The sequence below is a fragment of the Marinibacterium profundimaris genome (assembly GCF_002210095.1).
GTDB classification, from domain to species: Bacteria; Pseudomonadota; Alphaproteobacteria; order Rhodobacterales; family Rhodobacteraceae; genus Marinibacterium; species Marinibacterium profundimaris.
Window position 1 is genome coordinate 472,251 of the sequence record NZ_AQQR01000004.1, and the last position, 25,386, is coordinate 497,636.

At 68.8% G+C, this 25,386-nt stretch carries 21 protein-coding genes and 1 tRNA gene; 15 read left to right on the plus strand and 7 right to left on the minus strand.

What is annotated here, in order from left to right:
* Window position 1: 1 nt before the first annotated feature.
* From ATO3_RS13380 to ATO3_RS13390, 3 genes are all read left to right on the plus strand, one after another.
* Entirely contained in the window at window positions 2-1,741 is a 1,740-nt protein-coding gene (locus tag ATO3_RS13380) for an MlaD family protein (RefSeq protein ID WP_088650351.1), read from the plus strand.
* Entirely contained in the window at window positions 1,738-2,352 is a 615-nt protein-coding gene (locus ATO3_RS13385; protein WP_233152132.1) for an ABC-type transport auxiliary lipoprotein family protein, read from the plus strand. The genes ATO3_RS13380 and ATO3_RS13385 overlap by 4 nt, the downstream gene beginning before the upstream one ends.
* Window positions 2,353-2,488: 136 nt before the next feature.
* Window positions 2,489-4,999 (plus strand): cation:proton antiporter, encoded by a 2,511-nt coding sequence (locus ATO3_RS13390; protein WP_088650352.1) that lies wholly within the window; start codon window positions 2,489-2,491, stop codon window positions 4,997-4,999.
* Between the two features lie 64 nt (window positions 5,000-5,063).
* On the opposite strand, the gene ATO3_RS13395 is transcribed toward ATO3_RS13390, so the two are convergent.
* A tRNA-Arg gene (locus tag ATO3_RS13395) sits at window positions 5,064-5,140 on the minus strand.
* 112 nt (window positions 5,141-5,252) lie between these two features.
* Between ATO3_RS13395 and ATO3_RS13400 the strand changes: the two genes are divergently transcribed.
* On the plus strand, window positions 5,253-6,278 hold the full coding sequence (locus ATO3_RS13400) for a LacI family DNA-binding transcriptional regulator (RefSeq protein WP_088650353.1): 1,026 nt from the start codon (window positions 5,253-5,255) through the stop codon (window positions 6,276-6,278).
* Window positions 6,279-6,282: 4 nt separating this feature from the next.
* Window positions 6,283-7,482: a winged helix-turn-helix domain-containing protein gene (locus ATO3_RS13405; protein WP_088650354.1), complete on the plus strand. Its 1,200-nt coding sequence runs from the start codon at window positions 6,283-6,285 to the stop codon at window positions 7,480-7,482.
* 173 nt (window positions 7,483-7,655) lie between these two features.
* On the opposite strand, the gene ATO3_RS13410 is transcribed toward ATO3_RS13405, so the two are convergent.
* The 5 genes from ATO3_RS13410 to ATO3_RS13430 all read right to left on the minus strand — a co-directional run bounded on the left by ATO3_RS13410 (window position 7,656) and on the right by ATO3_RS13430 (window position 12,798).
* Window positions 7,656-8,378: an alpha/beta fold hydrolase gene (locus ATO3_RS13410; RefSeq protein ID WP_088650355.1), complete on the minus strand. Its 723-nt coding sequence runs from the start codon at window positions 8,376-8,378 to the stop codon at window positions 7,656-7,658.
* 349 nt (window positions 8,379-8,727) lie between these two features.
* Window positions 8,728-8,952, minus strand: a complete 225-nt coding sequence (locus tag ATO3_RS13415) for a hypothetical protein (RefSeq protein ID WP_088650356.1) — start codon at window positions 8,950-8,952, stop codon at window positions 8,728-8,730.
* Window positions 8,953-9,178: 226 nt separating this feature from the next.
* Complete coding sequence (locus ATO3_RS13420; RefSeq protein WP_088650357.1) at window positions 9,179-9,619, minus strand: DUF309 domain-containing protein; 441 nt, start codon at window positions 9,617-9,619, stop codon at window positions 9,179-9,181.
* A gap of 85 nt (window positions 9,620-9,704) precedes the next feature.
* Window positions 9,705-11,243, minus strand: a complete 1,539-nt coding sequence (locus ATO3_RS13425; protein WP_088650358.1) for a benzoate-CoA ligase family protein — start codon at window positions 11,241-11,243, stop codon at window positions 9,705-9,707.
* Window positions 11,244-11,754: 511 nt separating this feature from the next.
* The gene (locus ATO3_RS13430) at window positions 11,755-12,798 is read right to left on the minus strand and encodes a helix-turn-helix transcriptional regulator (protein ID WP_158217960.1); all 1,044 of its coding nucleotides are present in this window, start codon (window positions 12,796-12,798) and stop codon (window positions 11,755-11,757) included.
* 208 nt (window positions 12,799-13,006) lie between these two features.
* Here ATO3_RS13430 and ATO3_RS13435 point away from each other — a divergent pair, with 208 nt between their 5' ends.
* The 10 genes from ATO3_RS13435 (at window position 13,007) to ATO3_RS13480 (ending at window position 24,419) form a co-directional block, all read left to right on the plus strand.
* Window positions 13,007-14,650 carry an ABC transporter ATP-binding protein/permease gene (locus ATO3_RS13435; protein WP_088650360.1) on the plus strand — a complete coding sequence of 548 codons (1,644 nt, stop codon included), beginning with the start codon at window positions 13,007-13,009 and terminating at the stop codon, window positions 14,648-14,650.
* Window positions 14,651-14,693: 43 nt separating this feature from the next.
* Window positions 14,694-16,313 carry an ATP-binding cassette domain-containing protein gene (locus ATO3_RS13440; RefSeq protein WP_088650361.1) on the plus strand — a complete coding sequence of 540 codons (1,620 nt, stop codon included), beginning with the start codon at window positions 14,694-14,696 and terminating at the stop codon, window positions 16,311-16,313.
* A 164-nt stretch (window positions 16,314-16,477) separates the two neighbouring features.
* Window positions 16,478-18,079, plus strand: a complete 1,602-nt coding sequence (locus ATO3_RS13445) for a cytochrome ubiquinol oxidase subunit I (RefSeq protein WP_088650362.1) — start codon at window positions 16,478-16,480, stop codon at window positions 18,077-18,079.
* A 6-nt stretch (window positions 18,080-18,085) separates the two neighbouring features.
* Entirely contained in the window at window positions 18,086-19,249 is a 1,164-nt protein-coding gene (cydB, locus tag ATO3_RS13450; protein ID WP_088650363.1) for a cytochrome d ubiquinol oxidase subunit II, read from the plus strand.
* A 16-nt stretch (window positions 19,250-19,265) separates the two neighbouring features.
* On the plus strand, window positions 19,266-19,418 hold the full coding sequence (cydX, locus tag ATO3_RS13455; RefSeq protein WP_088650364.1) for a cytochrome bd-I oxidase subunit CydX: 153 nt from the start codon (window positions 19,266-19,268) through the stop codon (window positions 19,416-19,418).
* A gap of 95 nt (window positions 19,419-19,513) precedes the next feature.
* Window positions 19,514-20,194 (plus strand): Crp/Fnr family transcriptional regulator, encoded by a 681-nt coding sequence (locus ATO3_RS13460; RefSeq protein ID WP_088650365.1) that lies wholly within the window; start codon window positions 19,514-19,516, stop codon window positions 20,192-20,194.
* 79 nt (window positions 20,195-20,273) lie between these two features.
* Window positions 20,274-21,251 carry an iron exporter MbfA gene (gene mbfA, locus ATO3_RS13465; protein ID WP_088650366.1) on the plus strand — a complete coding sequence of 326 codons (978 nt, stop codon included), beginning with the start codon at window positions 20,274-20,276 and terminating at the stop codon, window positions 21,249-21,251.
* Window positions 21,252-21,414: 163 nt separating this feature from the next.
* Window positions 21,415-21,624 carry a YgaP family membrane protein gene (locus tag ATO3_RS13470; RefSeq protein WP_088650367.1) on the plus strand — a complete coding sequence of 70 codons (210 nt, stop codon included), beginning with the start codon at window positions 21,415-21,417 and terminating at the stop codon, window positions 21,622-21,624.
* Window positions 21,625-21,646: 22 nt separating this feature from the next.
* Window positions 21,647-22,531: an MBL fold metallo-hydrolase gene (locus ATO3_RS13475; RefSeq protein ID WP_088650368.1), complete on the plus strand. Its 885-nt coding sequence runs from the start codon at window positions 21,647-21,649 to the stop codon at window positions 22,529-22,531.
* Window positions 22,532-22,667: 136 nt separating this feature from the next.
* Entirely contained in the window at window positions 22,668-24,419 is a 1,752-nt protein-coding gene (locus ATO3_RS13480; RefSeq protein ID WP_088650369.1) for a SulP family inorganic anion transporter, read from the plus strand.
* 286 nt (window positions 24,420-24,705) lie between these two features.
* On the opposite strand, the gene ATO3_RS13485 is transcribed toward ATO3_RS13480, so the two are convergent.
* Window positions 24,706-25,386, minus strand: a complete 681-nt coding sequence (locus ATO3_RS13485) for a DUF1028 domain-containing protein (RefSeq protein ID WP_088650370.1) — start codon at window positions 25,384-25,386, stop codon at window positions 24,706-24,708.

A 25,386-nucleotide genomic window follows, 5' to 3' on the forward strand; every position in this document is an offset into this window, starting at 1 on the left:
CATGGAGACCCGGGCCAATTACGTACTTGTCGGCGCCTTCGCCCTGGCCGGATTCCTCGGGATCCTGGCCTTCTTCCTGTGGTTCGCCAACCTGCAGCTGGACCGGCAGTTCGACTATTACGACATCGACTTTCCCACCGTCTCGGGGCTGAGCGACGCCTCGGACGTGCGGTTCGCCGGGCTGCTGGTCGGACGGGTCGTCGACGTGGGCCTGTCCCCCACCGGCGACGGCACCGTGCGCGTGCGCATCGAGGTGGGCGGAGATACCCCCGTGCGCACCGACAGCGAGGCCACGATCGAGGCGCAGGGCGTCACCGGGGTCGCCTATGTGGGCATCTCCGCCGGCACGCCCTCGTCGCCGCTGCTGACGGAACGTTCGGACCAGGAGGTCCCGATGCTGCAGCCGGGCCAGTCGATCCTGCAATCGCTGTCGCAGGACGCGCCCGAGATCATGGCCGAAACGCTGGAAGTCGTGCGCGAGCTGCGCCGCATCCTGGGCGGAGAGAACCAGGAGAGGGTGAACAACATCCTGCGCAACGTCGAACAATCCTCGGCTGCCTTCTCCGAGGCGCTCAACGATTTCTCGGGCATCAGCGATACGGTGGGCACCTTCGCAAGCGAGATCGACCGGTTCAACACAACGCTGGCAACCATCACGCAGGACGCGGCGAGCATGCTGACGGCGGCGGAGCGGACGCTGGACGGCATCGACAGGCTGGCCGAAGACACGCGGGGGCTGGTAAGCCAGGGCAGGCAGACGCTGGACCGCGCAAGTGGCGCGATCGTCTCGGCCGATGGCTACATCACCGGGCAGCTGGGTCCCGCGACCGACCAGCTGCGCGAGACGGTCGCCGAGATCGAAGCCCGGGTCGCCCGCTTCAGCGAAAGCGCCGAGGCGCTGATGACGACCTATGCCAGGACCGGCGAGGTGGCCACCGACCGGCTGGTCGAGGCCGAACAGACCCTGGCCGCCGCCAATGCCGCCATCGCCCGGGTCGATTCCACGTTGCAAAGCGTCGAGAGCGCGGCGCAGGGCATCGACACGCTGATCGCCGACGGCGCGACACCCCTGGTTGCCGAGTTGCGCGTGGCCACGGCGGAAGCGACCGAGGTGATCCGCACCATCGGCGCCACGGCCGAAAACGACCTGCCCGAGATCATGGCCGATATCCGGGGCGCGGCGGCCTCGGCCTCTTCGGTGATCGACACCGTGGGCGCGGATCTAAGCTCGGTGTCCGGCCAGCTCGACACGCTGGCCGGCAGCGCCGGTGCGGCACTGGAGGACGCGCGGATCACCTTGCGCAACGCGAATGACACGCTGGCCGCGATCAATGGCGCGCTCGACACCGGGGGCCGCGCGCTCGAGGCCGCCGAACGCGCCTTCGACGGGGCCGACCGGGTGCTGAACGAGGATGTCGATGCCATCGTCGCCCAGCTGGGCCAGACGCTGGACACGCTGGAGTCGGCGGTCGGCTCCGTCGCCGCCGAGATCCCCGCCGTGGCCGAGGACCTGCGCGCGACCAGCCGCTCGGCCGAGGCCGCCTTTGCCCGCATCGAAGAGGCGGTGAACGCCAGCGCCCCGGCCGTGCGCGCCTTTGCCGTGGACGCGCTGCCGCAATACGGGCGACTCGCGACCGAGACCCGCGCGCTGATCTCCAACCTCGACGCGCTGACCGACCAGATCCGCCGCAACCCCAGCCGCTTTTTCCTTGAACCTCGCGCACCGGAGTTCAGACGATGACCCTGCCCGCCCGCCTCGCCTTCCTTGCCCTGATGCTGCCGCTGGCGCTGCCGGGATGTTCCGCGCTTTCCGCCCTTGGCGGCGAGACGCTGGAAATCTACGAGCTGCAGACAGCGCCCGCGCAGGCACAGTCCCGCACGCGCAGCGTCGAGCTGGTGGTGGAGCCGCCGGTGGGCTCTGGCGCGCTGGCGACCGAACGGATCGCGATCCGGCCCGCGGCGCTGCAGGTGCAGTACCTGCCGGGCGTCCGCTGGGCCGATCCGGCGCCGGCGATGCTGCAGACGCTGATGCTGCGCAGCCTGTCGGAAACCGGCGCCTTCGCCTCGGTCGGGCGGGCGCCGCTGGGCGCGATCGGCGATTACGCGCTGCTAAGCGAGCTTACGGATTTTCAGGCGGCGGTGAACGACGCCACGCCGGGCGCCACCGTCACGGTGCGGCTGATCGTGCGGCTGGTGCGCGAGCGTGACGCGCGGGTCGTTGCCTCGCGCACCTTCACCGCGATCGCGGCCAGCGCGGATACCGACGCCGACAGCATCGCCGCCGCCTTCGACGTGGCCACCGGGCAGATGCTGGCCGAGCTGGTGCCCTGGGTGCTGGCGCGCGCCGGCTAGGCCTGCCCCGCACGGACGCCAGCCGTGACACATATGGCCTGAAACCGGCGGGCGTTCTCCCGCCCATCGGGCACGCGGCCGCCCGTGGCCCGCAAATCGCAGGTGCGCTTGCGCTTTCTTCTGCTATTTCCAGTGCATGGACATCATTCTCGTCACCACGGTCATCGCGTCCCTGTTCCTTGTCATAGGGGCGGCCGAGCCCTTTGCCGCGCGCCTGCGCCTGCCCTACAGCGTGATCCTCGCCGTGATCGGCGTGCTGATCGGCGCCGCGGCGATCTTCTTTCTCAGGACCGAGCTGACCGACGCGCTGAACCCGGTGGCCGAGGCCATCCTGGGCCTGCCGATCCGGTCCAACGTGTTCCTCTACGTCTTCCTGCCCACCCTGCTGTTCCAGGCCACGCTGGAGATGAACCTGAGGCGGATGCTGGACGACTGGGTGCCGATCCTGATGCTGGCGGTGGTCGCGGTGGTCGTGGCCACACTTAGCGTCGGCTACGCGCTGGCCTGGGCCAGCACCTTGCCGCTGGCGGCCTGCCTGCTGATCGGCTCCATCGTGTCGACGACGGATCCCTCGGCCGTGGTCTCGATATTCCGCTCGATCTCGGCCCCGCGGCGGCTGGCGCGGATCATCGAGGGCGAAAGCCTGCTGAACGACGCCGCGGCGATCGCGCTGTTCGGGCTGTTCATGGGCTTCGTGATGCTGGGCCTGCCGGATCCCGACCTGACCGATGCGCTGACCCGATTCCCGGTGCTGATCCTGGGCGGCGCGCTGACCGGCTGGCTGGCGGCCCGCATCGGCGTCTGGGTCATGGCGCTTTTCGCCCGGTTCGAACTGGCGCAGGTCTCGATCTCGGTGGCGCTGCCCTACCTGGTCTACATCGGGGCGGAACAGGGGGTCGGCGTTTCGGGCGTGATCGCCGTCGTCGCGTCGGGGCTGACGATGAACCTGACCGCGCCGGGACGGCTGCCGCCGCAATCCTGGACCAACCTGCGCGAGCTCTGGGGCGTGCTGGCGCATTGGGCCGGGGCGCTGATCTTCATCCTTGCCGCCCTGCTGATCCCGCGCCTGCTGGAAGAGGTGCGGCTGGAGGATTTCATCCTCGTGGGCGTGGTGGTCGTGGCCGCGGTGGCGGCGCGGGCGGTGATCCTGTTCGGGCTGCTGCCGCTGCTGTCGGCGCTGAAACTGTCGCCCCCGGTGCAACAGCCCTACCGCGTCGCGATCCTCTGGGGCGGGCTGCGCGGGGCCGTCACCCTGGCCCTGGCTCTGGCGGTGACCGAAAGCTTCCGCGTGCCCGACGACATCCAGCGGGTGGTGGGCATCCTTGCCACCGGCTTCACCCTGTTCACGCTGCTGGTGCAGGGCACGACGCTGCGCTGGGTGATCGGGCGGCTGGGGCTGAACCGGCTGTCGCCCATCGACGAGGCGCTGTCGCGGCAGGTGGTCGCCGTGGCGCTGCAGACCGTGCGCGAGGACGTCGCCCGCACCACCGAGAATTACGAGCTGAACCACGACACCGTCCGGTCCGAGGCCAAGCGCTTCGGCGAGCGGCTGGACCAGACCGTCAAGATGGCCGAGGAGGCCGAGATCCTCGACCGTGACCGCATCGTGCTGGGCCTGATCGCGCTGGCCGGCCACGAACGCGACACGATCCTGGCCCGCGTGCGCGAACGTACGATCTCGGCCCGGATGGCCGAACTGGTCCTGTCGGATGCCGACCGCCTGATCGAGGGCGCCCGGTCCCAGGGCCGCAACGGCTACCAGCGCGCGGCGCGTCGCAGCGTGTCCTACGGCCCGGGGTTCCGGGCCGCCGTGGTGCTGCACGGCCGGGTCGGCCTGTCGGGGCCGCTGGCGCGGCTGACCGCGAACCGGTTCGAACAACTTCTGTCGCAGCGGCTGATCCTGCGCGATCTCGGCGCCTTCATCGACGGCCGCATCCGCCGGATCCACGGGCGGCGGGTGGCCGAGCTGCTGCATGACCTGCTGTCGCGCCGCGTCGACGCGGTGGAAACCGCGCTGGAGGGGCTGCGCCTGCAATATCCCGGCTATGCCGAGGAGCTGGAACGCCGCTTCATCCGCCGCACCGCGCTGCGGATGGAGGAACGCGAATACGTGGCAATGCGCGAGGACGGGCTGATCGGGGCCGAGGTCTATACCGCGCTGATGCAGGAGCTGGGCGCGCGCCGCCTGGCGGCCGAGGAACGTCCAAAGCTGGACGTTGCGCTGCAGCGGACGGCCTTCGTGCAGCAGTTCCCGCTGTTCGCCGACCTCGACGACGGGGCGTTGCGGCGGCTGGGCCGGGCGCTGAAGACGCGCTACGTCGATGCGGGCGAAGTGCTGCTGCGCAAGGACAACGTGGCGGGAAGCGTGTGCTTCATCGCCTCGGGCGCGGTAGAGCTGGAAGTCGCTGGCCAGACCTGGCGGCTGGGCCGGGGCGAGATGTTCGGGCAGATGGCGATCCTGACCAACCGGGCGCGCCGGGCCCATGTGAAGGCAATCGCTCCGACAACGCTTCTGGTTCTGGACGAGGACCGCTTCCGCGCCCTGCTCGACCGCAGCAGCACCCTGCGCGAAGCGGTCCGCGCCAGCGCCCTGACCCGCGGCATGGACCCCGACGCGGTTCTGCCGCGCAGGAAGGCTGCGGGATAAGGGCGGCCCGGGCTCGCGGCACGATGCCACCGGACCTGCCCCTGACGGCCTGGACCATGGGAAATGGTGACCCCGACAGGATTCGAACCTGTAACCTGCCCCTTAGGAGGGGGCTGCTCTATCCAGTTGAGCCACGGGGCCGCCGGGGTCTTCTTAACCGCCATCCAAAGGCTTGTCACCGTCCTTCGAATTGTTGAACCCGTGCCTTGGTTTGGGCTAGCGTTACAGGACCACGACAAAAGGGATCACCCCCGTGACGAACCACCCCAAACGCCCCCTGACGCTTCGCGATGTCTCCGAAGCCTCGGGTGTTTCCGAAATGACGGTCAGCCGGGTGCTGCGCAAGCGGGGCGACGTGTCGGAAGCCACGCGCGAGAAGGTTCTCGCCGCCGCGAAAGAGCTGGGCTACGTGCCCAACAAGATCGCCGGCGCGCTGGCCTCGTCAAGGGTGAACCTGGTGGCGGTCATCATCCCGTCGCTCAAGAACATGGTCTTTCCCGAGGTGCTGTCGGGCATCAACGAGGTGCTCCAGGATACCGAGCTGCAGCCGGTCGTCGGCGTGACCGACTACATGCCCGAAAAGGAAGAGCGGGTGCTGTACGAGATGCTGTCGTGGCGGCCCTCGGGGGTGATCATAGCGGGTCTGGAACATTCCGACGCGGCGCGCGCGATGATGGAGGCGGCCGGCATTCCGGTCGTCGAGATCATGGATACCGACGGCAAGCCGGTCGACGCGATGGTCGGCATCTCGCACCGCCGCGCCGGGCGCGAGATGGCCAAGGCGATCCTGAAGGCCGGGTACCAGCACATCGGCTTCATGGGCACCAAGATGCCGCTGGACCACCGCGCGCGAAAGCGGTTCGAGGGCTTTACCGAGGTGCTCGCCAAGTCTGGGATCGAGATCGAGGATCGCGATTTCTATTCCGGAGGCTCCGCGCTGCTGAAGGGGCGCGAGATGACGCAGGCCATGCTGGAACGCTCGCCCGAGCTGGATTTTCTGTATTACTCCAACGACATGATCGGTGCTGGCGGGTTGCTGTATCTGCTGGACCAGGGGATCGACGTGCCAGGCCAGATCGGGCTGGCCGGGTTCAACGGGGTCGAACTGCTGCAGGGCCTGCCGCGACAGCTGGCGACGATGGATGCCTGCCGGCTGGAGATCGGGCGCGCCGCGGCGCAGATCATCGTCAACCGCCTGTCCGAGCCCGAGGTCCCCTGCGAGAACCAGGTCACCCTGACGCCGACGATCTCCTACGGCGACACGCTGCGGCGGCGCTGATCCCGTGACCCTGCCCCGGCTCGACAACCGGCGCGCCCGGGCGCTGTTCCTGGACCGGCACGCCCTGGCCGAAGCCCCAGCCGGTCCCGGCCGGGGCGAGGATCTGGCGCGGCTGATCGAACGGCTGGGCTTCGTCCAGATCGACAGCGTGAACACGCTGGCGCGTGCGCATGACATGATCCTCTTCGCCCGCCGCCCGGCCTACCGGCCAAAGCACCTGACGCGGCTTTATGCGGATGGCGGGCTGTTCGAACACTGGACCCACGATGCCGCCGTCATCCCGATGCGCTTCCACCCGCATTGGCAGCTGCGCTTTGCCCGCGATGCCGCGCATCTGCCGGCGCGGTGGCGGAACTGGCACAAGCACGACTTCGAGGCCGAGCTGGAAAGCGTCCTGTCGCATATCCGCGAGAATGGCGCCTGCGGGTCGGGCGACCTGGGCGGAGACGGGCCGAAGAACTCCGGCGGGTGGTGGAACTGGCATCCGTCGAAGACGGCGCTGGAATTCCTGTGGCGCTCCGGCGCGCTGACCGTGACGGGACGCGAAGGGTTCCAGAAGCGCTATGACCTGACCGAAAGGGTGATCGGCGCGGATCTGCTGGAAAAGCCCCCCGAGGCAGCCCACAGCATCGACTGGTTCTGCAACGGCGCGCTGGACCGTCTGGGCTTTGCCACCAGCGGAGAGATCGCGGCGTTCTGGGCCACCGTGACGCCCGACGAGGCCAAGGCCTGGGTCGCGCGCGAAACCGAAGCCGGGCGGATCGTCCCGGCGGTGGTGGACTGCGCCGACGGGTCGGACCGCAAGGTGATCCTGCGGCCCGAGGTGCTGGAGGAAGAACCGCCCGAACCGACCAGACGGCTGCGCGTCCTGTCGCCCTTCGACCCGGCGCTGCGGGACCGGGCACGGGCGCAGCGGCTCTTCGGCTTCCACTACCGGATCGAGATCTTCGTGCCGGCGGAGAAGCGGACATACGGCTATTACGTCTTCCCCCTGCTCGAAGGCGACCGGCTGGTGGGCCGGGTCGACATGAAGGCGGACCGCGAGGCGGATATGCTGCGGGTGACGGCGCTCTGGCCGGAACGCGGGGTCGGCTGGGGCAAGGGCCGGCACGCGCGGTTCGAGGCAGAGCTCGAGCGGGTGACGCGCTTTGCAGGGGTCTCGACGATCACGTTCGAGGATGGCTGGCTGCGGGAGCCGAAGTAGGGCCGGGCCCGTGGCCGGTTGGGCGCCGCTGCCATTGCTGCCGCCCGGCGCGCCAGGCGCCACCCGGGCCCGCGTCGGGATTTTCCCGGCCGAAGCGATCCGCACCGGGCTTCAATCGCGTCGCTCGCCGCATTCGGAGCGCATCCGGCGGTCGAACCGCGTCCCGGACGGGCCTAATCGCGCCCCGCGTCCATGATCTTGCGCGCCAGCAGGTCGGGCGCGGTGAAACAGGCCTCGTGGCCGCCGGTCATCAGGACGTACCGATAAAGCCCCAGCTTCTCGGACAGGCGCGGATGCCACGGCAGGCTGGCGGGCAGCGCGATGTCCTCCTGGCTGTGGATGTAGGATTTGCCGACCTCCCAGGTCGCCGGGTTCGACGACAGCGTGATCTTGTCGGTGAAGGTCCGGTAAGGCTGCGGGTTCAGCCGCTCATAGGCCGATTGCGCCAGCGTGGCGTCGCCGTCGTTGATGAAGGCCTCGCGCCAGATCACGAAAGGAAGCTCGACCGACCCGTCGGGCTGCTCGATCTCGTCGAACAGCGCCTTCATGAAATCGGCCACCATGTCGTCAAGGCTTTCGCCGCTGTTGGGGACGAAGGCGCTCCAGTAGACCAGCCGGCGGATGGTGCCGCGCGGCAGGCGGTCATAGGCGCCAGAGATCACCATGCCGGCGTAGGAATGCCCGACCAGAACGATGTTCTGCAGCCCATGTTCGCCGATGTAGTCCACGAGGCTGGAAATGGCGTCGTCCAGGCCCGAGGACTTGGCATCGCCGGGGCGGTTGCCCGCCAGCGTCGGCAGATGCACCTGGTGCCCGGCGGCGCGGATCGGCGCTGCGGTCTCCTCGAACAGGCTGCCGTCATGCCAGGCGCCGTGAACGATCACATAGGTCGACATGCCCTTCCCTCCCCTTGGCCGTCCTCCCGCGTCGACGGCATGGTAGCTCAGTCTGTCGGCTCGTGATAGCGCCCTTACTCGCGCATCGCGCCGCTCCAGACGGACCGATGCGGGCCCCGTGTCTTCGGCGACGATAATCGGTGTCCGTTCGCGAGCCTACGCCACGCCCTGCGGGTCACAATCAAGCGGTCCGGGCCTTGCCCCCGCGCGCCAGGGACCGACGGAGCAGACCGGCATACAATCCATGCGAAGGGTGCGGCTTCCGGGGTCGACAACGACGTTGAGGGCGTTAGGCCCGATCGCCCCGACCGGGCGAGTCATGTCGCGGATGCGGGCTCGAATGCGGGTCTCAGGGCCGGTCAGATGCCGTCCCGGTGTCTCTCCGGGGCGCGGCTCTGTCAGTGCGTGTCCGATCGTGCCTGACGATGACATCCGGCAGCATCAGCGCATCAATCAGCGCCTGGCAAAGGCCGTCGCACACCGTGCAGCCGACACAGGGGCCGTAGATCCCGTTGAGCTTGGCAAGAAGCTCCTGCGAGCGGGGCGAGGGCGGAAAGCTGCGGTCGATCTTCATCGTCTGGGTTCCGGTCTGTGACAGGACAGATCAGCTGTGACAAAACCCGGGGCCGGCTGTCAACTGGTTCCGAAACCCTCCCCTGGGATGCAGGGGTAAAAGCGCCCGGATCTCGCCGAAGCCTCGGGTATTCACGCTCCGTCACGCCTTGGGATTGCATCGTGAAAGCAAAGGGAAGTTCCGGGGGCCCCGCACTCCGCCCTGAACCCCATCGAAAACCCGGGCGTCACGGGGCGGTTTTCGTAAGACACTCCGTCATCAGCCGGGTCGCGGCAATCCAGTCCGAAAGCCGCGCGGGATTCAGCCCCATGGCATTGCCGCGCGCCGCGTCGGCCAGGTCCTCGGCCAGGTCGCACAGGCGGTAGACCGCGCCGGCCATCTCCATCCGCGCCATCAGACGGGCCTGCGCGATCTCGATCACCGCCTGCACGGCACTGCGGTCGGCCGACCCTTCGGGCAGCGCCGTCGACACCGGCTCCAGCACCTCCTGCGCCTCCCAGTAATAGCCGCTCTCGACATAGATCAGCCCCGAGACGAAGGCCGCCGATTGCGCAAGATCCTCGGGCGCCATGCCCGGCCGCGCGGTGGCGCGCAGCGCGTCAAAGGCGCCCTCGGCATGGCGCGGGGTCTGGCCGGGGACATGGGCATGAAACGGCAGGCCCGTCATCGGCAATCCGTCCGGTTCGGGCCGGACCGCCCGGTCCGGCAGAGACGGGCGGCGATCCCGGGCGTCCGGTCGCAGCCCCGGCCCATCAGCTGGCTTCCCGCAGCTTGAAGCGCTGGATCTTGCCGGTGGCGGTCTTGGGCAGCTCGGTCACGACGTCGATCCACCGGGGGTATTTCCACATGCCGATCTGGTCCTTGACGAATTGCTTCAGCGCGTCCCGGTCCACCTCCTGCCCCTCCTTGAGCACGATGAAGGCCTTCGGCTTCTCCAGCCCCTCGTCATCGCGCATGGCCACCACGGCGGCCTCGAGCACGGCGGGATGAGAGACCAGCGCCTGTTCGACCTCGAACGGCGAGACCCAGATGCCCGAGACCTTGAACATGTCATCCGTGCGGCCGCAATAAATATAGCGCCCATCCTCCCGCAGTTCGTACTTGTCCCCGGTGCGCGTCCAGTAGCCTTCGAACGTGGCGCGGCTCTTGTCGCGCTGGTTCCAGTAACCTTCTGCCGCGCTGGCGCCACGGACCAGAAGCTCTCCGATCGCGCCCGGAGAGATATCGCGCCCCGCCTCGTCCACCAGCCGCATGTCGTAGCCCGGCACCGGGCGGCCCGAGGTGCCATAGACGACGTCCTCTTTCGTGTTCGACAGGAAGATGTGCAGCATCTCGGTCGACCCGACCCCGTCGAGGATGTCGACGCCGCAAAGCCCGTGCCAGTTTCGCCCGATCTCGGCCGGCAGGGCCTCTCCGGCAGAAATGCAGGTGTGCAGCGGCGCGTCCGGCACGCCGGTCTTGCGAAAATGCTGCACCATGGCGGCATACAGCGTCGGGACGCCGCAGAAGATCGTGGGCTTCTCGGCCTCAAGGACATCGAACATCGCCTGCGGGGTCGGGCGGTCGTCGAACAGAACGGTTGTCGCGCCCACCGCCATCGGGAAGGTGATGCCATTGCCCAGACCGTAGGCGAAGAAGAGCTTCGCGGCCGAAAAGATCACGTCATTCTCGTCGATCCGCAGCACCCGCGCGCCATAGCTGTCCGACGTCGCCTTCAGCGCGGCATGGACATGTTTCACCCCCTTGGGCTGCCCGGTGGAGCCGGAGGAATAGAGCCAGAAGGCGATCTCGTCCTCGTTGACCCGAAGTGTCTCAGACGGGCCGCAACCGTCGAGGAAGGCGGGGAAGCTGGTGGTGCCGTCCGGCGCCTCTTCGCCGATCACCACGATCCGGCGCAGATGCGGCGAGGCCAGCGCGACCTCGCGCACCACGGGCCAGAGCCTCTGGCTGACGAAAAGGATCGACGCGCGGCTGTCGTCCAGGATCACCTGGTAGAGCTGCGCGGTCAGCAACGTGTTCAGAGGCACCGGAATGATCCCGGCCTTGATCGCCCCCCAGAAGGTCTGCGGGAATTCCACCTGGTCGAGCACCAGCATCAGGGCGCGGTCCTCGCGGTGGATCCCGGCGCGGTCCAGCGCGGTGGCGACCCGTCCGGCACCATCGGCAAGCGCGCCGTAGCTGAGGCTGCGCCGCAGGCCCGCCGCTTCGCGGAACGCGACCTTGTCGGCCCGCCCCTCGGCAACGTGCCGGTCGACGAAATAGGCCGCTGCATTTCCGGAGGCCGACATCATCTACCCCCCTCGACGTCGAGACTTCCGCCCGGGCACGCCAGCGCGGGCAAGCGATGCGGCCCCGGGCGTCTTCTGCGCTTTGCCCGAACGACATCCTGCAAGCCGCTCTGACCATGTGCGTCACAAGGCTCAATAAGCCATGAAATATCCAGCATTCCGCCAATCCTTAACAAACCAATCTGCCCGCCGGCGCCCGAAAACCGCGACACCGGCCGGAACGGAAACTCGCGGCCTGAACCGCGATGGAAACAGTGCCCGTATCGGGATCAATGAAACAACCCACGGGCGACAGGATCATGGCACGGGCCCGCCCTTCGGGCGAGCCTTTTTGGCCCGCGGCACCGCACGCGGCGTCATGGCACAAGGCGCGCGCCACCCGGACGGGCGCCATGGTCAGCGCCGATGCGGACTGCGGATCACCGCAACGGCCGCGCCGGAGGCCAGCCGCACAACCAGACCAGGCACCGAACGTCATCTGCCCCGCACCGCCCAAAAGCGCGGCGGCGCGGCGTCACAGGGTCCGGCGATAATGGCCCGGGGTGAAGCCCGACCAGCGCAGGAAGGCGGTGCCAAAGCTGCTCTGGTCGGCGAAGCCCAGCATGAAGGCGATCTCGGCCAGCGGCAGCCGCGCATCGGCGAGGTAGCCGCGCGCCAGACCATAACGCACCCGTTCCAGCACCTCGCGATAGCTGTGGCCCTCGCGTTCCAGCCGGCGGGCCAGGGTGCGGGTGCTGATCCCCATCTGGTCGGCAATGTCGGCCTGGCTTGGCGCGCCATGGCTCAGCCGCATGACGATCGCATCCTCGACCTCTTCCAGAATGCCCGAGGCCAGCGCCGTGCGCTGCGCCAGAAGGATGTCGCCGTAGGCCGTCAGGTGCTGCAGCAGCTTCTCGTCCGCGCCCTGCACCGGCAGGTCCAGCGCGCGCGTCGGCAGGGCGATGGCGAAACGCGGCACGTCACGGTAGATCCGGCAGCGATAGATGGTCTCCAGCTCCCCGGGCTCCAGCCGTTGCGGATCCGCGACCGAAACCCAGTCGAGCGGCACGTTGATCCCCACCGCCGCGCGCATCATCGCCAGCACCGAGCCCAGCGCGAATTCCCCGAACTGCTCCTGCCCGGCCAGCGCCACGTCGCCGAAGCCCAGCTCGATCGTGGCGCCCAGCGAGGTTTCGTCGATCGAGATCCGCGAACGGGACCGGGTGATCGGCAGGTAGCGCACGACCAGCTGCATCATCTCGCGCAGGGTAGAGGCCGAGAAGGCGAGATAGCCCAGGATCGACCCGTTGTGCGGGTCGTGTTCCACCCCCGCGCGCGCGCCGAAGGCCGGGTCGCCAAGCGCGCGGGCAAGCACCTCGAGCATGATGGCCTCGTGTGCCTGTGTCAGTTTCAGCGTGCTGTTCTGCGGCAGCTCCGGCGGCAGATGCGCCGCCTTCAGCGCCGCAGCGCGGGCCTCGGGCGTGACGCTGCGGTGGCTCAGCATCGCGCGGGCCCAGAGATCGGGCACCAATGCCGGGTGATCGTCCGGCAGCCGCGCCGCCTCCATAAGCTCCACCATTTTTGTCCGTTCCGTCCCCGTCGGGCCGCCCCCGGCCCGATCCAGTATCATCCGGCGCGAGTCTGGTCCCGGCGGGACAGGGATGTCAATCTGGCCCGCGCAGGCAACGCCGGACCGTATCCCGCAAGGCGCGGTAAGATGACGCCTTTTCGTTCCCGGCCCACCGCAGGATTGTCCGCCCCGAACTCTCCCGAGGAAGCCGCCCGCCATGGCCCGATCCAAGGACACGCCCGAAACCCGGCTGCTGGCGCCCGTGCGCGGCCTGCTGCGCCGGGCCGCCTTGCTGTCGGTGGCCGCCGGGTTGCTGTGGCCGGTGCAGGCCGCCGCCATCGCCACGGCGATTGCCGGATGGGTCGATGGCGCGCCGCTGGGGCAAAGCCTGTGGGCGGCCGCCGTCTTCGTGCTGGCCGGCGCGCTGCGGGCCGGGCTGGATCACCGGGCCGGCGGCTGGCTGTTCCGCGCCGCCGACACCGTGATCGCAGATCAGCGCGCCCGCATCACCCGCCGCGCCCTGCTGAGCCCCGGCGCCGACAGCTCGGCCGCCACTGCCGCCCTGGCCGTGCAGAAACTGCCGATGCTGCAGCCCTGGATCACCCGCTATCACATGGCGATGAGCCGGGTCATGGTGCTGCCGCTGGTGCTGATCGCGCTGACCGCCTGCCTGTCCTGGGCCGCGGCGCTGGTGCTGCTCGTGGCGTTGCCGGTAATCCCCCTGTTCATGGCGCTGATCGGCATGGCGGCCGAAGAGGCCTCGCGCCGCCAGCTCGACGAGATCGGCACGCTGAACGGCATGGTGATGGAGCGCGTCTCGGCCATGGCCGACATCCGCCTGCTGGGCGCCGCCGACCGCGCCATCGCCGATTTCGCCGGTCGCGCCGAGGCGCTGCGCAGGCGCACCATGGCGGTGCTGCGGGTGGCCTTCCTGTCCTCGACGGTGCTGGAGCTCTTTGCCGCCATCGGCGTGGCCATGGTCGCGGTCTACGTCGGCTTTTCGCTGCTGGGCGTGCTGCGCTTCGGCACCTGGGGCACGCCGCTGACGATCTGGCAGGGGGTCTTCATCCTGCTGCTGGCGCCCGACGTGTTCCAGCCGATGCGCGCGCTGGCCGCAGCCTGGCACGACCGCGCCTCGGGCCGCGCCGTCGCCGCCGAGCTGGAGCAGGCCGAGGCCGCGCCCCGCGTGCCCCTCATCGGCACCGGCGCTCCGGCCGCGCCCCTTCCCGGCCCGATTTCCCTGCGCTTGGCGGATGCACAGGCCGGGCTGCCGGGCCGCGCCCTGCCCCTGCCCGATCTCGCGCTGACGGCGGGCGAGGCGGTGGCGCTGACCGGCCCGTCCGGCGTGGGCAAATCCACCCTGCTGTCGGTGATCGCCGGGCTGACGCCTCTGGCCGAGGGCCGGCTGACGGTCTGCGGCACCGATCTGACGCCCGAGACCGCCGACGCCTGGCGCGCGCGGCTCGCCTTCCTGCCGCAGCGGGTCCATTTCCCAGACGCGCCGCTGTCGGATTTCCTCGATCCGCTGGAGACCGGCGCCGACCCGATGCCCGCGCTGGCGATTGCCCGCGCGCGGCGCGTTGTCGACCGCCTGCCCGAGGGCCTTTCCACCCGCCTGGGCGAAACCGGCGGCGGCGTGTCGGGCGGCGAGGCGCGGCGGCTGATGATCGCCCGCGCCGTGCTGATGGGCCGGGACCTTCTGGTCGCCGACGAACCCACCGCCGATCTGGACCCCGAGACCGCCGCTCTGGTGACCGAGGCGCTGCTTGCGCTCAAGGCGCGGGGCATGACGCTTCTGGTCGCCACCCATGACCCGGCGCTGGCCGCCGCGCTGGACCGGCGCGTGGAGTTCCCGGCATGAGCCCGCATCGCTGCCCTGCCCTGTCCCGGCTGGAGGACTGCGCATGAGCGCCCGCAACCGCCCGCTGTGGCGGGCCATCCGCCTGCTGCTGGGCGCCTCACCCTGGGCCTTTGCGCGGGGCGCGGCGCTGGCGGTGCTGGTGCTGGCCTTCGGCGCGGCGCTGCTGGGGCTGTCGGGCTGGTTCATCACGGCGACCGGGATCGCCGGGCTGGCGGGTGTGGGCGTGGCCTTTGACACGTTCCGCCCCGCCGCCGGGATCCGCTTCTTCGCGCTGGGGCGCACCGTCTCGCGCTATGGCGAACGCCTGCTGACCCATGACGCCACGCTGCGGGCGCTGGCGGCGCTGCGCGTGGCGCTGCTGCGGCGGCTGACGCAGGCGGATGCGGCGACGCTGGCGCGGACGCGAGGCGAAAGCGCACTGACGCGGCTGACCTCGGATGTCGATGCGCTGGACGGGCTGCTGCTGCGCCTGCTGCTGCCGGGGCTGGCGGCCGTGGTGACCTACGCGCTGACCGGGCTGCTGATCTGGGCCATTGCCGGGCCGGTGGTGGCACTGGTGCTGATCCTGGGCACGCTGCCGCTGGCCGGCCTGTTGCTGCGCGCCCTGGCACGCCGGGCGGCCGCGCCGTCCGAGGCGGGCGAGGTGCGGCTGCAGGACCTGCAGCGCAGCCTGATCGACGCGATGCGCGACCGCACCGCCCTGGTGCTGGCGGGCCGGCTTCCGGCCCGGTCCGAGGCGCTGGCCGAGACCGACGCGCAGGCCCGCGCGGCGCAGGCCGCGCAGGACCGGGCCGAACGCACCGCCGCAGCGGGGTTTGCCCTGCTGACCACGGGCGTTGTCGCCGCCGCTCTGGTGGCCGGCGCCCTGCTGGTGCAGGCGGAACGGCTCGATCCCGCCCGCGCAGCCATCGCGCTTTTCGTGGCGCTGGCGCTGGCCGAATGCTGGCCCCCGCTGCAACGCGCCATGGCCGAGATGGGGCGGATGCGCGCCGCCGCCGGGCGCCTTTTCGATCAGTCCACACCCGCCGAACCCGTGCCACCCGCCCCGGCCACCGACGGCCCGCTGCTGGTCATCGACCGCCCCGGCCTGACGCTCACCCTGAACCCCGGCGAGGCGGCCGCGCTCACCGGGCCCAGCGGCGCGGGCAAGACCCGGCTGCTGATCGCGATCGCCGGGCTGGCACCGGGCGAGTCGCAGGGGCTGAGCCTGCAAGGCCGCCCGCCCGAGGCGATTGCGGAGGCGGAGCTGCGCGACATGGTGACACTGGTGCCGCAGCGCAGCGCACTTCTGGCGGGCACGATCCGCGACAATCTCTCTCTCGCCGCAGCCGAAAACACCGGGGACGAGGCGCTCTGGGAGGTGCTCGACACCGTCGCGCTGGCCGATACGCTCCGCGCCCGCGACGGGCTTGAGACGCGGCTGGGCGAAGGCGGCTCGGGACTCTCGGGCGGGGAAACAAGGCGTCTGACGCTGGCCCGGGCGATCCTGCGCCGCCCGCGCCTTCTGCTGCTCGACGAACCGACAGAGGGGCTGGACGCGGCGACCGCGGACCGGGTCATGTCGAACCTGCGCAAGTCGCTGCCGGAAACGGCAATTCTGGCCGCGCTCCACCGGGGGGACCGTCATGCAATCTTTGCAAGACGGATTGGACTTTCTTTGTGACGAAGTCACACAATACTCTGCCCGACGACGGGTAAGCCTGCCGCACCAAGGGCCCGATGCGGCCCCCGCCGACATCGCGGCCCCCGCCCGATCGCGGCCCCCGCCCCCAACGCGGGCCCCCGACCCATCGCGGGCCCGCGTGGACCGAAGCAATGGAGACCTGAATGGACCTCGATATTGTCGAGCTGTCTCGCCTGCAATTCGCGATGACGGCGATGTTCCACTTCCTCTTCGTGCCGCTGACGCTGGGTCTGTCGATCCTCGTCGCGATCATGGAGACGGTGTACGTGATGACGGACCGCCCGATCTGGCGACAGATGACCAAGTTCTGGGGCATGCTCTTCGGGATCAACTTCGTGCTTGGCGTGGCGACCGGCCTCACGATGGAATTCCAGTTCGGCATGAACTGGTCCTACTTCAGCCACTACGTCGGCGACGTCTTCGGCGCCCCGCTGGCGATCGAGGGGCTGATGGCCTTCTTCCTCGAGGCGACCTTCGTCGGCCTGTTCTTCTTCGGCTGGGACAAGCTGTCGAAGACGGCGCATTGCGCGGTGGCCTGGCTGGTGGCCGCGGGGTCGAACTTCTCGGCGCTGTGGATCCTGATCGCCAACGGCTGGATGCAGCACCCGGTGGGCGCGCGGTTCAACCCCGACACGATGCGGATGGAGATCACCTCGTTCTACGAGGTGCTGACCAACTCGGTCGCGCAGGCGAAATTCGTGCACACCGTCTCGGCCGGCTATGTCTGCGCCTCGGTCTTCGTGCTGGGCGTCTCGGCCTGGTACCTGCTGCGCGGGCGGCATATCGAACTGGCGAAGCGGTCGATGACCGTGGCGGCCTCCTTCGGGCTGGCAGCCTCGCTGTCGGTCGTCGTGCTGGGCGATGAATCCGGCTATGACGCCGGGCTGAACCAGAAGATGAAGATGGCCGCGATCGAGGCCATGTGGGAGACCGAGCCGGCGCCCGCCTCCTTCACCCTCTTCGGCATCCCCGACCAGGAAGAGCGCGAGACGAAATACGCGATCCGCATTCCCTGGGTCATGGGCCTGATCGGGACGCGGTCGCTGACCGAACAGATCCCCGGCATCGACAACCTCGTGGATCAGGCGCACCAGAAGATCCGCAGCGGCATCGTCGCCTATGACGCGCTGATGAAGATCCAGGCCGACCGCGAGAACGTGCCGCAGACGGTGCGCGACACCTTCCGCACCCACGAGGACGACCTGGGCCACGCGCTTTTGCTGCTGCGCTACACCGACGACCCGCGCATGGCGACCGAAGCCCAGATCACCCAGGCCGCCAACGACACGGTGCCGCAGGTCTTCCCGATCTTCTGGGGCTTCCGGATCATGGTGGGCCTGGGCTTCTCCTTCATCCTGCTGATGGCCTTCTTCTTCTGGCGCTCCAGCTTCTGCAACCAAAGCTATCCCCGCTGGGCGCTGTGGATCGCGGTGATCTGGATCCCGACGCCGTGGATCGCGGCCGAGATGGGCTGGATCGTCGCCGAATACGGGCGCCAGCCCTGGACGGTGGACGGCGTCCTGCCGACCGCGCTGTCGGTCAGCCACCTGACGATCCAGGACGTGGCGCTGACGCTGGCCGGCTTCGTCACCTTCTATTCGCTGCTCTTCATCGTCGAGATGGGCCTGATGCTGAAATACATCCGCAAGGGTCCGACCGAGGATGTCGAGGAAACCGAAGACTGGACCCGCCGCCACGAGGCGCGCATGCGCGGCACCGGCACCATCGCAACCCCCGCGGAGTGACCTGACATGATCCTTTACGAACTCATCTCCTACGACGTGATGCGCGTGATCTGGTGGCTGCTGCTGGGCGTGCTGCTGATCGGCTTTGCCATGACCGACGGTTTCGACATGGGGGTCGGCGCGTTGCTGCCCTTCGTCGGCAAGACGGATGTGGAACGTCGTGTCATCATCAACACCGTCGGCCCCGTCTGGGAAGGCAACCAGGTCTGGTTCATCCTCGGCGGCGGCGCGATCTTCGCCGCCTGGCCACCCTTGTACGCGGTCAGCTTCTCGGGCTTCTACCTGGCGATGTTCCTTGTGCTCGCCGCGCTGATCCTGAGGCCCGTGGCGTTCAAGTACCGCTCCAAGCGCGAATTTTCCGCCTGGCGCAACGGCTGGGACTGGGCGCTGTTCATCGGCGGCGCGGTGCCGGCGCTGGTCTTCGGCGTGGCGGTGGGCAACGTGCTGCTGGGCGTGCCCTTCGAACTGACGCCCCAGCTGATCCCGATGTACCCCGGCAGCGCCTTCGGCAAGCTCTTCGGCCTGCTGAACCCCTTCGCGCTGCTCTGCGGGGCGGTGTCGCTGTCGATGCTGCTGACCCATGGCGCGGCCTGGCTGTCGCTGAAGACCCGGGGCAACATCGCCGCCCGCGCCCGCGACATCGGCGCGATGAGCGGGCTGGTCACCATCGTCGGCTACGCGGTGGCGGGGCTGATCCTGCTCTTCTTCATCGACGGCTACGCGATCGTCGGCGAGGTGGTGAAGGACGGCCCCTCGAACCCGCATTTCTCGGAGGTCGAACGCACGGGCAGCTGGCTTGCCGCCTATCTGGACCGGCCCTGGATCGTCATCGCGCCCATCTGCGGGTTCCTTGGCATGTTCATGGTGATGAAGGGCCTGCGCGAGGACCGGGCCGAGGTCGCCACGCTGCTGTGGTCCAAGCTCGGCATCTTCGGGGCGATCTCGTCCGTGGGGCTGACGATCTTCCCCTTCCTGCTGCCCTCGACGCTGGATCCCACGTCGTCGCTGACGGTCTGGGATGCCTCATCCTCGCACCAGACGCTGTTCATCATGATGGTCGCCACGGTGATCTTCATGCCGCTGATCCTGGCCTACACGGCCTGGGTCTATTCCGTGCTCTGGGGCAAGGTGACCGAGGACGAGGTCACCGGCAATTCGCACAGCTACTGAGGAAAGGAACCGACAGATGTGGTATTTCGCATGGGTCCTGGGCCTGCCGCTGGCCGCGGTCTTCGCGGTCATGAACGCGATGTGGATCGAGATGCAGAACGATCGCAAGCTGGCCGCCGAAGCCGATGGCCAGCGCACCGACGCAAGCGGGCCAGGCACCGGATCCTGACACCGCGTCCCGGGGCGGGACAGCCCCGGGGCGGTACACCCGGCCCTGCCGGCGTGATAGCCTTTGGCCCGGACCCATCGGTACGGAGGACGAAAATGGCAGCGCACACAGACAGCTGGATCGACCGGTTCGAAGGGCTTGCCCGCCTGCCGCAGGATCTGCGCAGGACCCTGACCGAGGGCAGCCAGGTCGTCGAGGTGCCCGCCGGCACCCAGATCTTCGCGCCGGGACAATCGGCCGACAACCTGCTGCTGCTGCTCGACGGCACGGTCCGGGTGCAGCAGAAATCCGACACCGGGCGCGAGGTCTTCCTCTACCGCGTCCATGCCGGGGAAAGCTGCGTGCTGACCACCGCCTGCATGCTGGCCTTCGAGGATTACGCCGCCGACGGCATCGCCGAGACGGACGTGCGCGCCGTGGCCATCCCGCGCGCCACCTTCGACACGCTCGCCGCGCAATCGCCGGTGTTCCGCGAATTCATCTTCACCGCCTATTCGAGGCGGATCACCGATCTCTTCTCGCTGATCGACGATATCGTCTTCCAGAGGATGGACGTGCGCCTGGCCGCCCGCCTGCTGGAGCTCGCCGACGACGGCGACACCGTCAACGCCACCCATCAGGTGCTGGCCAACGAACTGGGCACCGCGCGCGAGGTGGTCTCGCGCACGCTGTCGGAATTCCAGCGCCGCGGCTGGGTCGAGCAGGAGCGCGGCAAGGTCCACCTGGTGGGCCGCGCCGGGCTGGACCGGCTCGCGCGCTCGGCGGGCGAACGGTGACCGGGTCCGGGCGGATCGCCCCGCCCCCGCACCGCCAGCCGCCCCTGCAACATCAGCATCAGCTCACCGGAGCCCGGCCATGATCCCGATCCTCTCTGCCCGCAAACGCTTCTCGGACCTGTCCGAACAGGAAATCCTCGCGCTCGCCATCTCCTCGGAAGAGGACGACGCCCGCATCTACCGCAGCTATGCCGACCGCCTGCGCGAGGAATTTCCCCATACCGCCGCGGTCTTTGACACCATGGCCGGCGAAGAGGACGAGCACCGCCAGCGCCTGATCGACCGGCACAAGGCGCGCTTCGGCAACACGATCCCGCTGATCCGGCGCGAACACGTCTCGGGCTATTACCAGCGCCGCCCGGTCTGGCTCGTCGAGAACCTCTCGCTGGAACGGATCCGCGAGGAAGCGCTGCTGATGGAGCGCGAGGCCCACGAATTCTATCTCAACGCCGCCCGGCGCACGCAGGATGCCGACACGCGCAAGCTGCTGGGCGATCTCGCGGTGGCCGAGGCAGGCCACGAGGAAAGCGCGCTGAAGGCCGAGGCCGCCCATGTCACCGACGAAGGCGCCGAGGACGAGAAGCTGGTCGCGCACCGCCGCTTCCTGCTGACCTGGGTGCAGCCGGGACTGGCGGGGCTGATGGACGGCTCCGTCTCGACCCTTGCGCCGATCTTCGCCACCGCCTTCGCCACCCATGACACCCACACGACCTTCCTCGTCGGGCTCGCCGCCTCCGTGGGCGCCGGGATCTCCATGGGCTTCACCGAGGCCGCCTCGGACGATGGCGTGCTCTCGGGCCGCGGCTCTCCGGTCAAGCGCGGCCTGGCCTCGGGCGTGATGACCATGCTGGGCGGGCTGGGCCATGCGCTGCCCTACCTGATCACCGATTTCTGGACCGCCACGATCATCGCGATCACCGTCGTCTTCGTCGAACTCTGGGCCATCGCCTGGATCCAGAACCGCTATATGCAGACGCCGTTCTGGCGCGCCACGCTACAGGTGGTGGTCGGCGGCGCGCTGGTCTTTGCCGCCGGGGCGCTGATCGGCGGCGGATAAAAAACCGCGTCAGCCGGGCCTCTTGGCGCCAGAAAGTCTTTGCACTCGCCGCCTGCGCGCGCAGCCGATATGCAGTAATCTGTGCGAACGGTGACGATGTCACCGTCGATTTGCCCGGACCTGTGGCAAAAGCCTGCCTGACGCTGATTCCAAGGAGGTTGTCATGCACGTGAACATGGGAAAGGCCGACCGCGCCATCCGCATCGCGATCGCCGCGGTCCTTCTGTACCTGGCCTTCGGCACCGCGCTGGCCGCGGCCGGACTTCTGCACTGGCTCGCCATCGCGGTGGCGGCCATTTTCGTCCTGACATCCCTCGTCGGACTCTGTCCGCTCTACAGCATCATCGGCCTCAAGACCTGCCGCGATTGCTGATCCCATCGGAGGAGAGACCCCTATGACCTACAATGTGAACCTTGATATCAAACCCGACGTCCATGCCGTCTTCGACCCGGCGACCAACACGATCTCGTATGTGGTGAAGGACCCGGGCAGCAATGCCTGCGCCATCGTCGATTCCGTCATGGACATCGACTATGCCGCCGGCCGCATCAGCTATGAACATGCCGACGAGCTGATCGACTACGTCCAGTCCAACGGGCTGAAGCTGGAATGGCTGATCGAAACCCATGTCCATGCCGATCACCTCTCGGCCGCGCCCTATATCCAGAGCAAGCTGGGCGGCAAGCTGGGCATCGGCCGCAACATAACCATGGTGCAGGACACCTTCGGCAAGGTCTTCAACGAAGGCACCGAGTTCCAGCGCGACGGCTCGCAGTTCGACAAGCTGTTCGATGACGGCGACACCTACACGGTCGGCGGGATGGAATGCCTGGCGATCCACACGCCCGGCCACACGCCGGCCTGCATGACCCACGTGATGGGCGACGCGGCCTTCGTCGGCGACACGCTCTTCATGCCCGACGGCGGTTCGGCCCGGGCCGATTTCCCCGGCGGCGATGCCGGCACGCTGTACGATTCGATCCAGAAGGTGCTGAGCCTGCCGGACGAGACCCGGCTTTTCATGTGCCACGATTACGGCCCGAATGGCCGCGACATCCAGTGGGAAACCACCGTGGCCGAAGAGAAGGCGCACAACATCCACGTGGGCGGCGGCAAGACCAGGGAAGAGTTCGTCAAGTTCCGCACCGAGCGCGACGCCCAGCTGGCCATGCCCAAGCTGATCATCCCCTCCTTGCAGGTGAACATGCGCGGCGGCGACCTGCCGCCCGCGGACGAGGACGGCAAGCGCTTCCTCAAGGTGCCGCTGAACGGGCTCTGACCCGGGACCGCACCGCACCCACCCCGGGGGCCCCAGGGACCGTGACGGTCCGCCCCCCCGGCAGGCCATGCCGCCTGCCATCCGATCCCGGGACGGGGCTGACCGGCCCCGCCCGCCTTGCCTGACAGGTGCCCCGATGACGAGCCTCCGCCGCTACCTGCCCATTCTCGACTGGGGCAGCCGCTACGACCGCAACGCCTTTTCCAACGACATGATCGCGGCGGTGATCGTGACGATCATGCTGATCCCGCAATCGCTGGCCTATGCGCTGCTGGCGGGCCTGCCGCCCGAGGCGGGCATCTATGCCTCGATCGCGCCGATCATCCTTTATGCCATCTTCGGCACCTCGCGCGCCCTGGCCGTGGGGCCGGTTGCCGTCGTCTCGCTGCTGACCGCCGCCGCCATCGGAGAGGTCGCCGAAGCGGGCACCGCCGGCTATGTCGCCGCCGCGCTGACGCTGGCCTTCCTGTCGGGCGGCTTCCTCCTACTGCTGGGCGTGTTCCGGCTGGGCTTTCTGGCCAATTTCCTGTCGCACCCGGTGATCGCGGGCTTCATCACCGCCTCCGGCATCCTGATCGCGGCCAGCCAGCTCAAGCATATCCTCGGCATCCAGGCCGGCGGCCACACGCTGATCGAACTCGTCGTCTCGCTGGTCGGGCACCTGCCCGACACCAACCTCATCACGCTGATCATCGGCGTCGCCGCGACCGGCTTCCTGTTCTGGGTCCGCAAGGGGCTGAAGCCGCTGCTGCGCCGCCTCGGCCTGTCGCCGAAAGCCGCCGACATCGCGCAGAAGGCCGGCCCCGTGGCCGCCGTCGTCGTCACCACTGTCGCGGTCTGGGCCTTCGGGCTCGAAGCGCGCGGCGTCTCGATCGTGGGCTCCGTGCCCCAGGCGCTGCCGCCGCTGACGCTGCCGTCCTTCTCGCCCAACCTGATCGGCGCGCTGCTGATGCCGGCGATCCTGATCTCGGTCATCGGCTTCGTCGAATCCATCTCGGTCGCGCAGACGCTGGCCGCCAAGAAGCGCCAGAAGATCGACCCGGACCAGGAACTGATCGGCCTGGGCGCCGCCAACCTCGGCGCGGCCTTCACCGGCGGCTACCCGGTCACGGGGGGCTTTTCGCGCTCCGTCGTGAATTTCGACGCCGGGGCCGAAACACCCGCCGCGGGCGCCTATACCGCCGTGGGCCTCGCCATCGCCGCCGTCGCACTGACGCCGCTGATCTATTTCCTGCCCAAGGCCACGCTGGCCGCCACGATCATCGTCGCGGTCCTCAGCCTTGTCGATTTCTCGATCCTGAAAAAGACCTGGGCCTATTCCCGCGCCGATTTCATCGCGGTCGCGGCGACGATCCTGCTGACGCTCGGCTTCGGGGTAGAGGCAGGCGTGTCCGCCGGGGTGATCATCTCGATCATGCTGCACCTGAACAAGACCGCCCGCCCCCATGTGGCCGAGGTCGGCCTGGTCCCCGGCACCCACCATTTCCGCAACATCAACCGCCACCGGGTGGAAACCGACCCGTCCATGGTGACCCTGCGGGTGGACGAGAGCCTCTATTTCGTGAACGCCCGCTTCCTCGAGGACCTGGTCCTGCGCCGCATCGCCAATTGCCCCGGGATCCGCAACGTCGTGCTGCAATGTTCGGCGGTGAACGAAATCGACTTCTCCGCGCTCGAAAGCCTCGAGGCCCTGAACGAGCGCCTGACCGAGCTGGGCATCGGCCTGCACCTCTCCGAGGTCAAGGGCCCGGTCACGGACCGCCTGCGCAAGACGCATTTCCTCGACCATCTGAACGGAGAGATCTTCCTGTCGCAATACCACGCCTGGGCCGCCCTCGCCCAGTCGCCGGAAGCCCGCCAGACCTCATGCCCGAGGGCAGCTGAGTAACCCCGAGGGTGCGCGAGCCGCGACGGCGGGATGGAGTATTTTTCCAAAGGTGAAGACAGCGGCGTGGCGCGAAGATCCTGAACGGATCGTTAACGCGCCCTCGCAACCCCTTGATTCATAACGCCCGGGCTCCTGTCCCACGCGTGGGACATACGCCGCGCCCCTGTCGTCACCTGCCCAGATACCTCGGCCCATCCCCGTGCGCCGCCCCAGGGGCAAGAGCACGTCCCCCTGTCTTCTTCTTGGACCAAAATACTCCGGCACGCCCCCCGCCGCAGGCGCGCCCTCAGTCCTGGTGCGCCTCGTCCAGCACCCGCATCGGATCGCTCCGGCACGGCACCTGCCTGGCCCAGTCGCCATACTCCCCGGTCGTCGCCCGTTCGTACAACGCCTCCAGCGCGCCGATCGGGTCGCTTTCGTGGAAATCCACCCGCAGGGTCAGCGGCGCCTGGTCCGGATGCAGGATCAGCAACGCGGCAGAATAAAGCCCACGCATGTCGCTTCCCGCCATCTGCGCCGCCCGAAGCGCCGACAGCAGACGCCGGGCAAAGCCGTCCTGACCGGCGAGGTAGGTGTCGGCCAGGGCCTCCACAACATCCATTGAGGCCAGCATGTTGCCCGCCGCCACCCCGCCCTCGAAGGCGCGGCTGTGCATCAGGGGCGTGTTGCTGACCCCCGTGAAGGCCGAGGCGCGGCCCGAGGTATCCAGAGCCGACAGCTGCCGCCAGTCGCGCCCCGTGTCCGGCCCGGTGACGCGGGTCACCGCCGTGCCGGCGTCGAGACCGTCCGCCATCATGTCCAGCACGTCCTCGCCCCAGAAGGTCGAGGGCGCCGCGCCCTGGCTGGCCGACATGCCGGCGCCCAGCCGCCCACGCAGCACCCAGCCGCCCACGCACAGAGAGCCCGTCGCGGCGACACCACCCAGCGCCCCGCTGTCTGAATCCTTGGCAAGTAAAGAGAAAGTCAT

Coding starts and splice junctions, on each gene's coding strand:
- ATO3_RS13435 (WP_088650360.1), top strand. CDS start 13,007: ATGGCCCGATCCAAGGACACGCCCGAAACCCGGCTGCTGGCGCCCGTG.
- ATO3_RS13430 (WP_158217960.1), bottom strand. CDS start 12,798: ATGGTGGAGCTTATGGAGGCGGCGCGGCTGCCGGACGATCACCCGGCA.
- ATO3_RS13420 (WP_088650357.1), bottom strand. CDS start 9,619: ATGACGGGCCTGCCGTTTCATGCCCATGTCCCCGGCCAGACCCCGCGC.
- ATO3_RS13425 (WP_088650358.1), bottom strand. CDS start 11,243: ATGATGTCGGCCTCCGGAAATGCAGCGGCCTATTTCGTCGACCGGCAC.
- ATO3_RS13390 (WP_088650352.1), top strand. CDS start 2,489: ATGGACATCATTCTCGTCACCACGGTCATCGCGTCCCTGTTCCTTGTC.
- ATO3_RS13440 (WP_088650361.1), top strand. CDS start 14,694: ATGAGCGCCCGCAACCGCCCGCTGTGGCGGGCCATCCGCCTGCTGCTG.
- mbfA (WP_088650366.1), top strand. CDS start 20,274: ATGATCCCGATCCTCTCTGCCCGCAAACGCTTCTCGGACCTGTCCGAA.
- ATO3_RS13415 (WP_088650356.1), bottom strand. CDS start 8,952: ATGAAGATCGACCGCAGCTTTCCGCCCTCGCCCCGCTCGCAGGAGCTT.
- ATO3_RS13485 (WP_088650370.1), bottom strand. CDS start 25,386: ATGACTTTCTCTTTACTTGCCAAGGATTCAGACAGCGGGGCGCTGGGT.
- ATO3_RS13380 (WP_088650351.1), top strand. CDS start 2: ATGGAGACCCGGGCCAATTACGTACTTGTCGGCGCCTTCGCCCTGGCC.
- cydX (WP_088650364.1), top strand. CDS start 19,266: ATGTGGTATTTCGCATGGGTCCTGGGCCTGCCGCTGGCCGCGGTCTTC.
- ATO3_RS13470 (WP_088650367.1), top strand. CDS start 21,415: ATGCACGTGAACATGGGAAAGGCCGACCGCGCCATCCGCATCGCGATC.
- ATO3_RS13460 (WP_088650365.1), top strand. CDS start 19,514: ATGGCAGCGCACACAGACAGCTGGATCGACCGGTTCGAAGGGCTTGCC.
- ATO3_RS13475 (WP_088650368.1), top strand. CDS start 21,647: ATGACCTACAATGTGAACCTTGATATCAAACCCGACGTCCATGCCGTC.
- ATO3_RS13410 (WP_088650355.1), bottom strand. CDS start 8,378: ATGTCGACCTATGTGATCGTTCACGGCGCCTGGCATGACGGCAGCCTG.
- ATO3_RS13385 (WP_233152132.1), top strand. CDS start 1,738: ATGACCCTGCCCGCCCGCCTCGCCTTCCTTGCCCTGATGCTGCCGCTG.
- ATO3_RS13445 (WP_088650362.1), top strand. CDS start 16,478: ATGGACCTCGATATTGTCGAGCTGTCTCGCCTGCAATTCGCGATGACG.
- cydB (WP_088650363.1), top strand. CDS start 18,086: ATGATCCTTTACGAACTCATCTCCTACGACGTGATGCGCGTGATCTGG.
- ATO3_RS13480 (WP_088650369.1), top strand. CDS start 22,668: ATGACGAGCCTCCGCCGCTACCTGCCCATTCTCGACTGGGGCAGCCGC.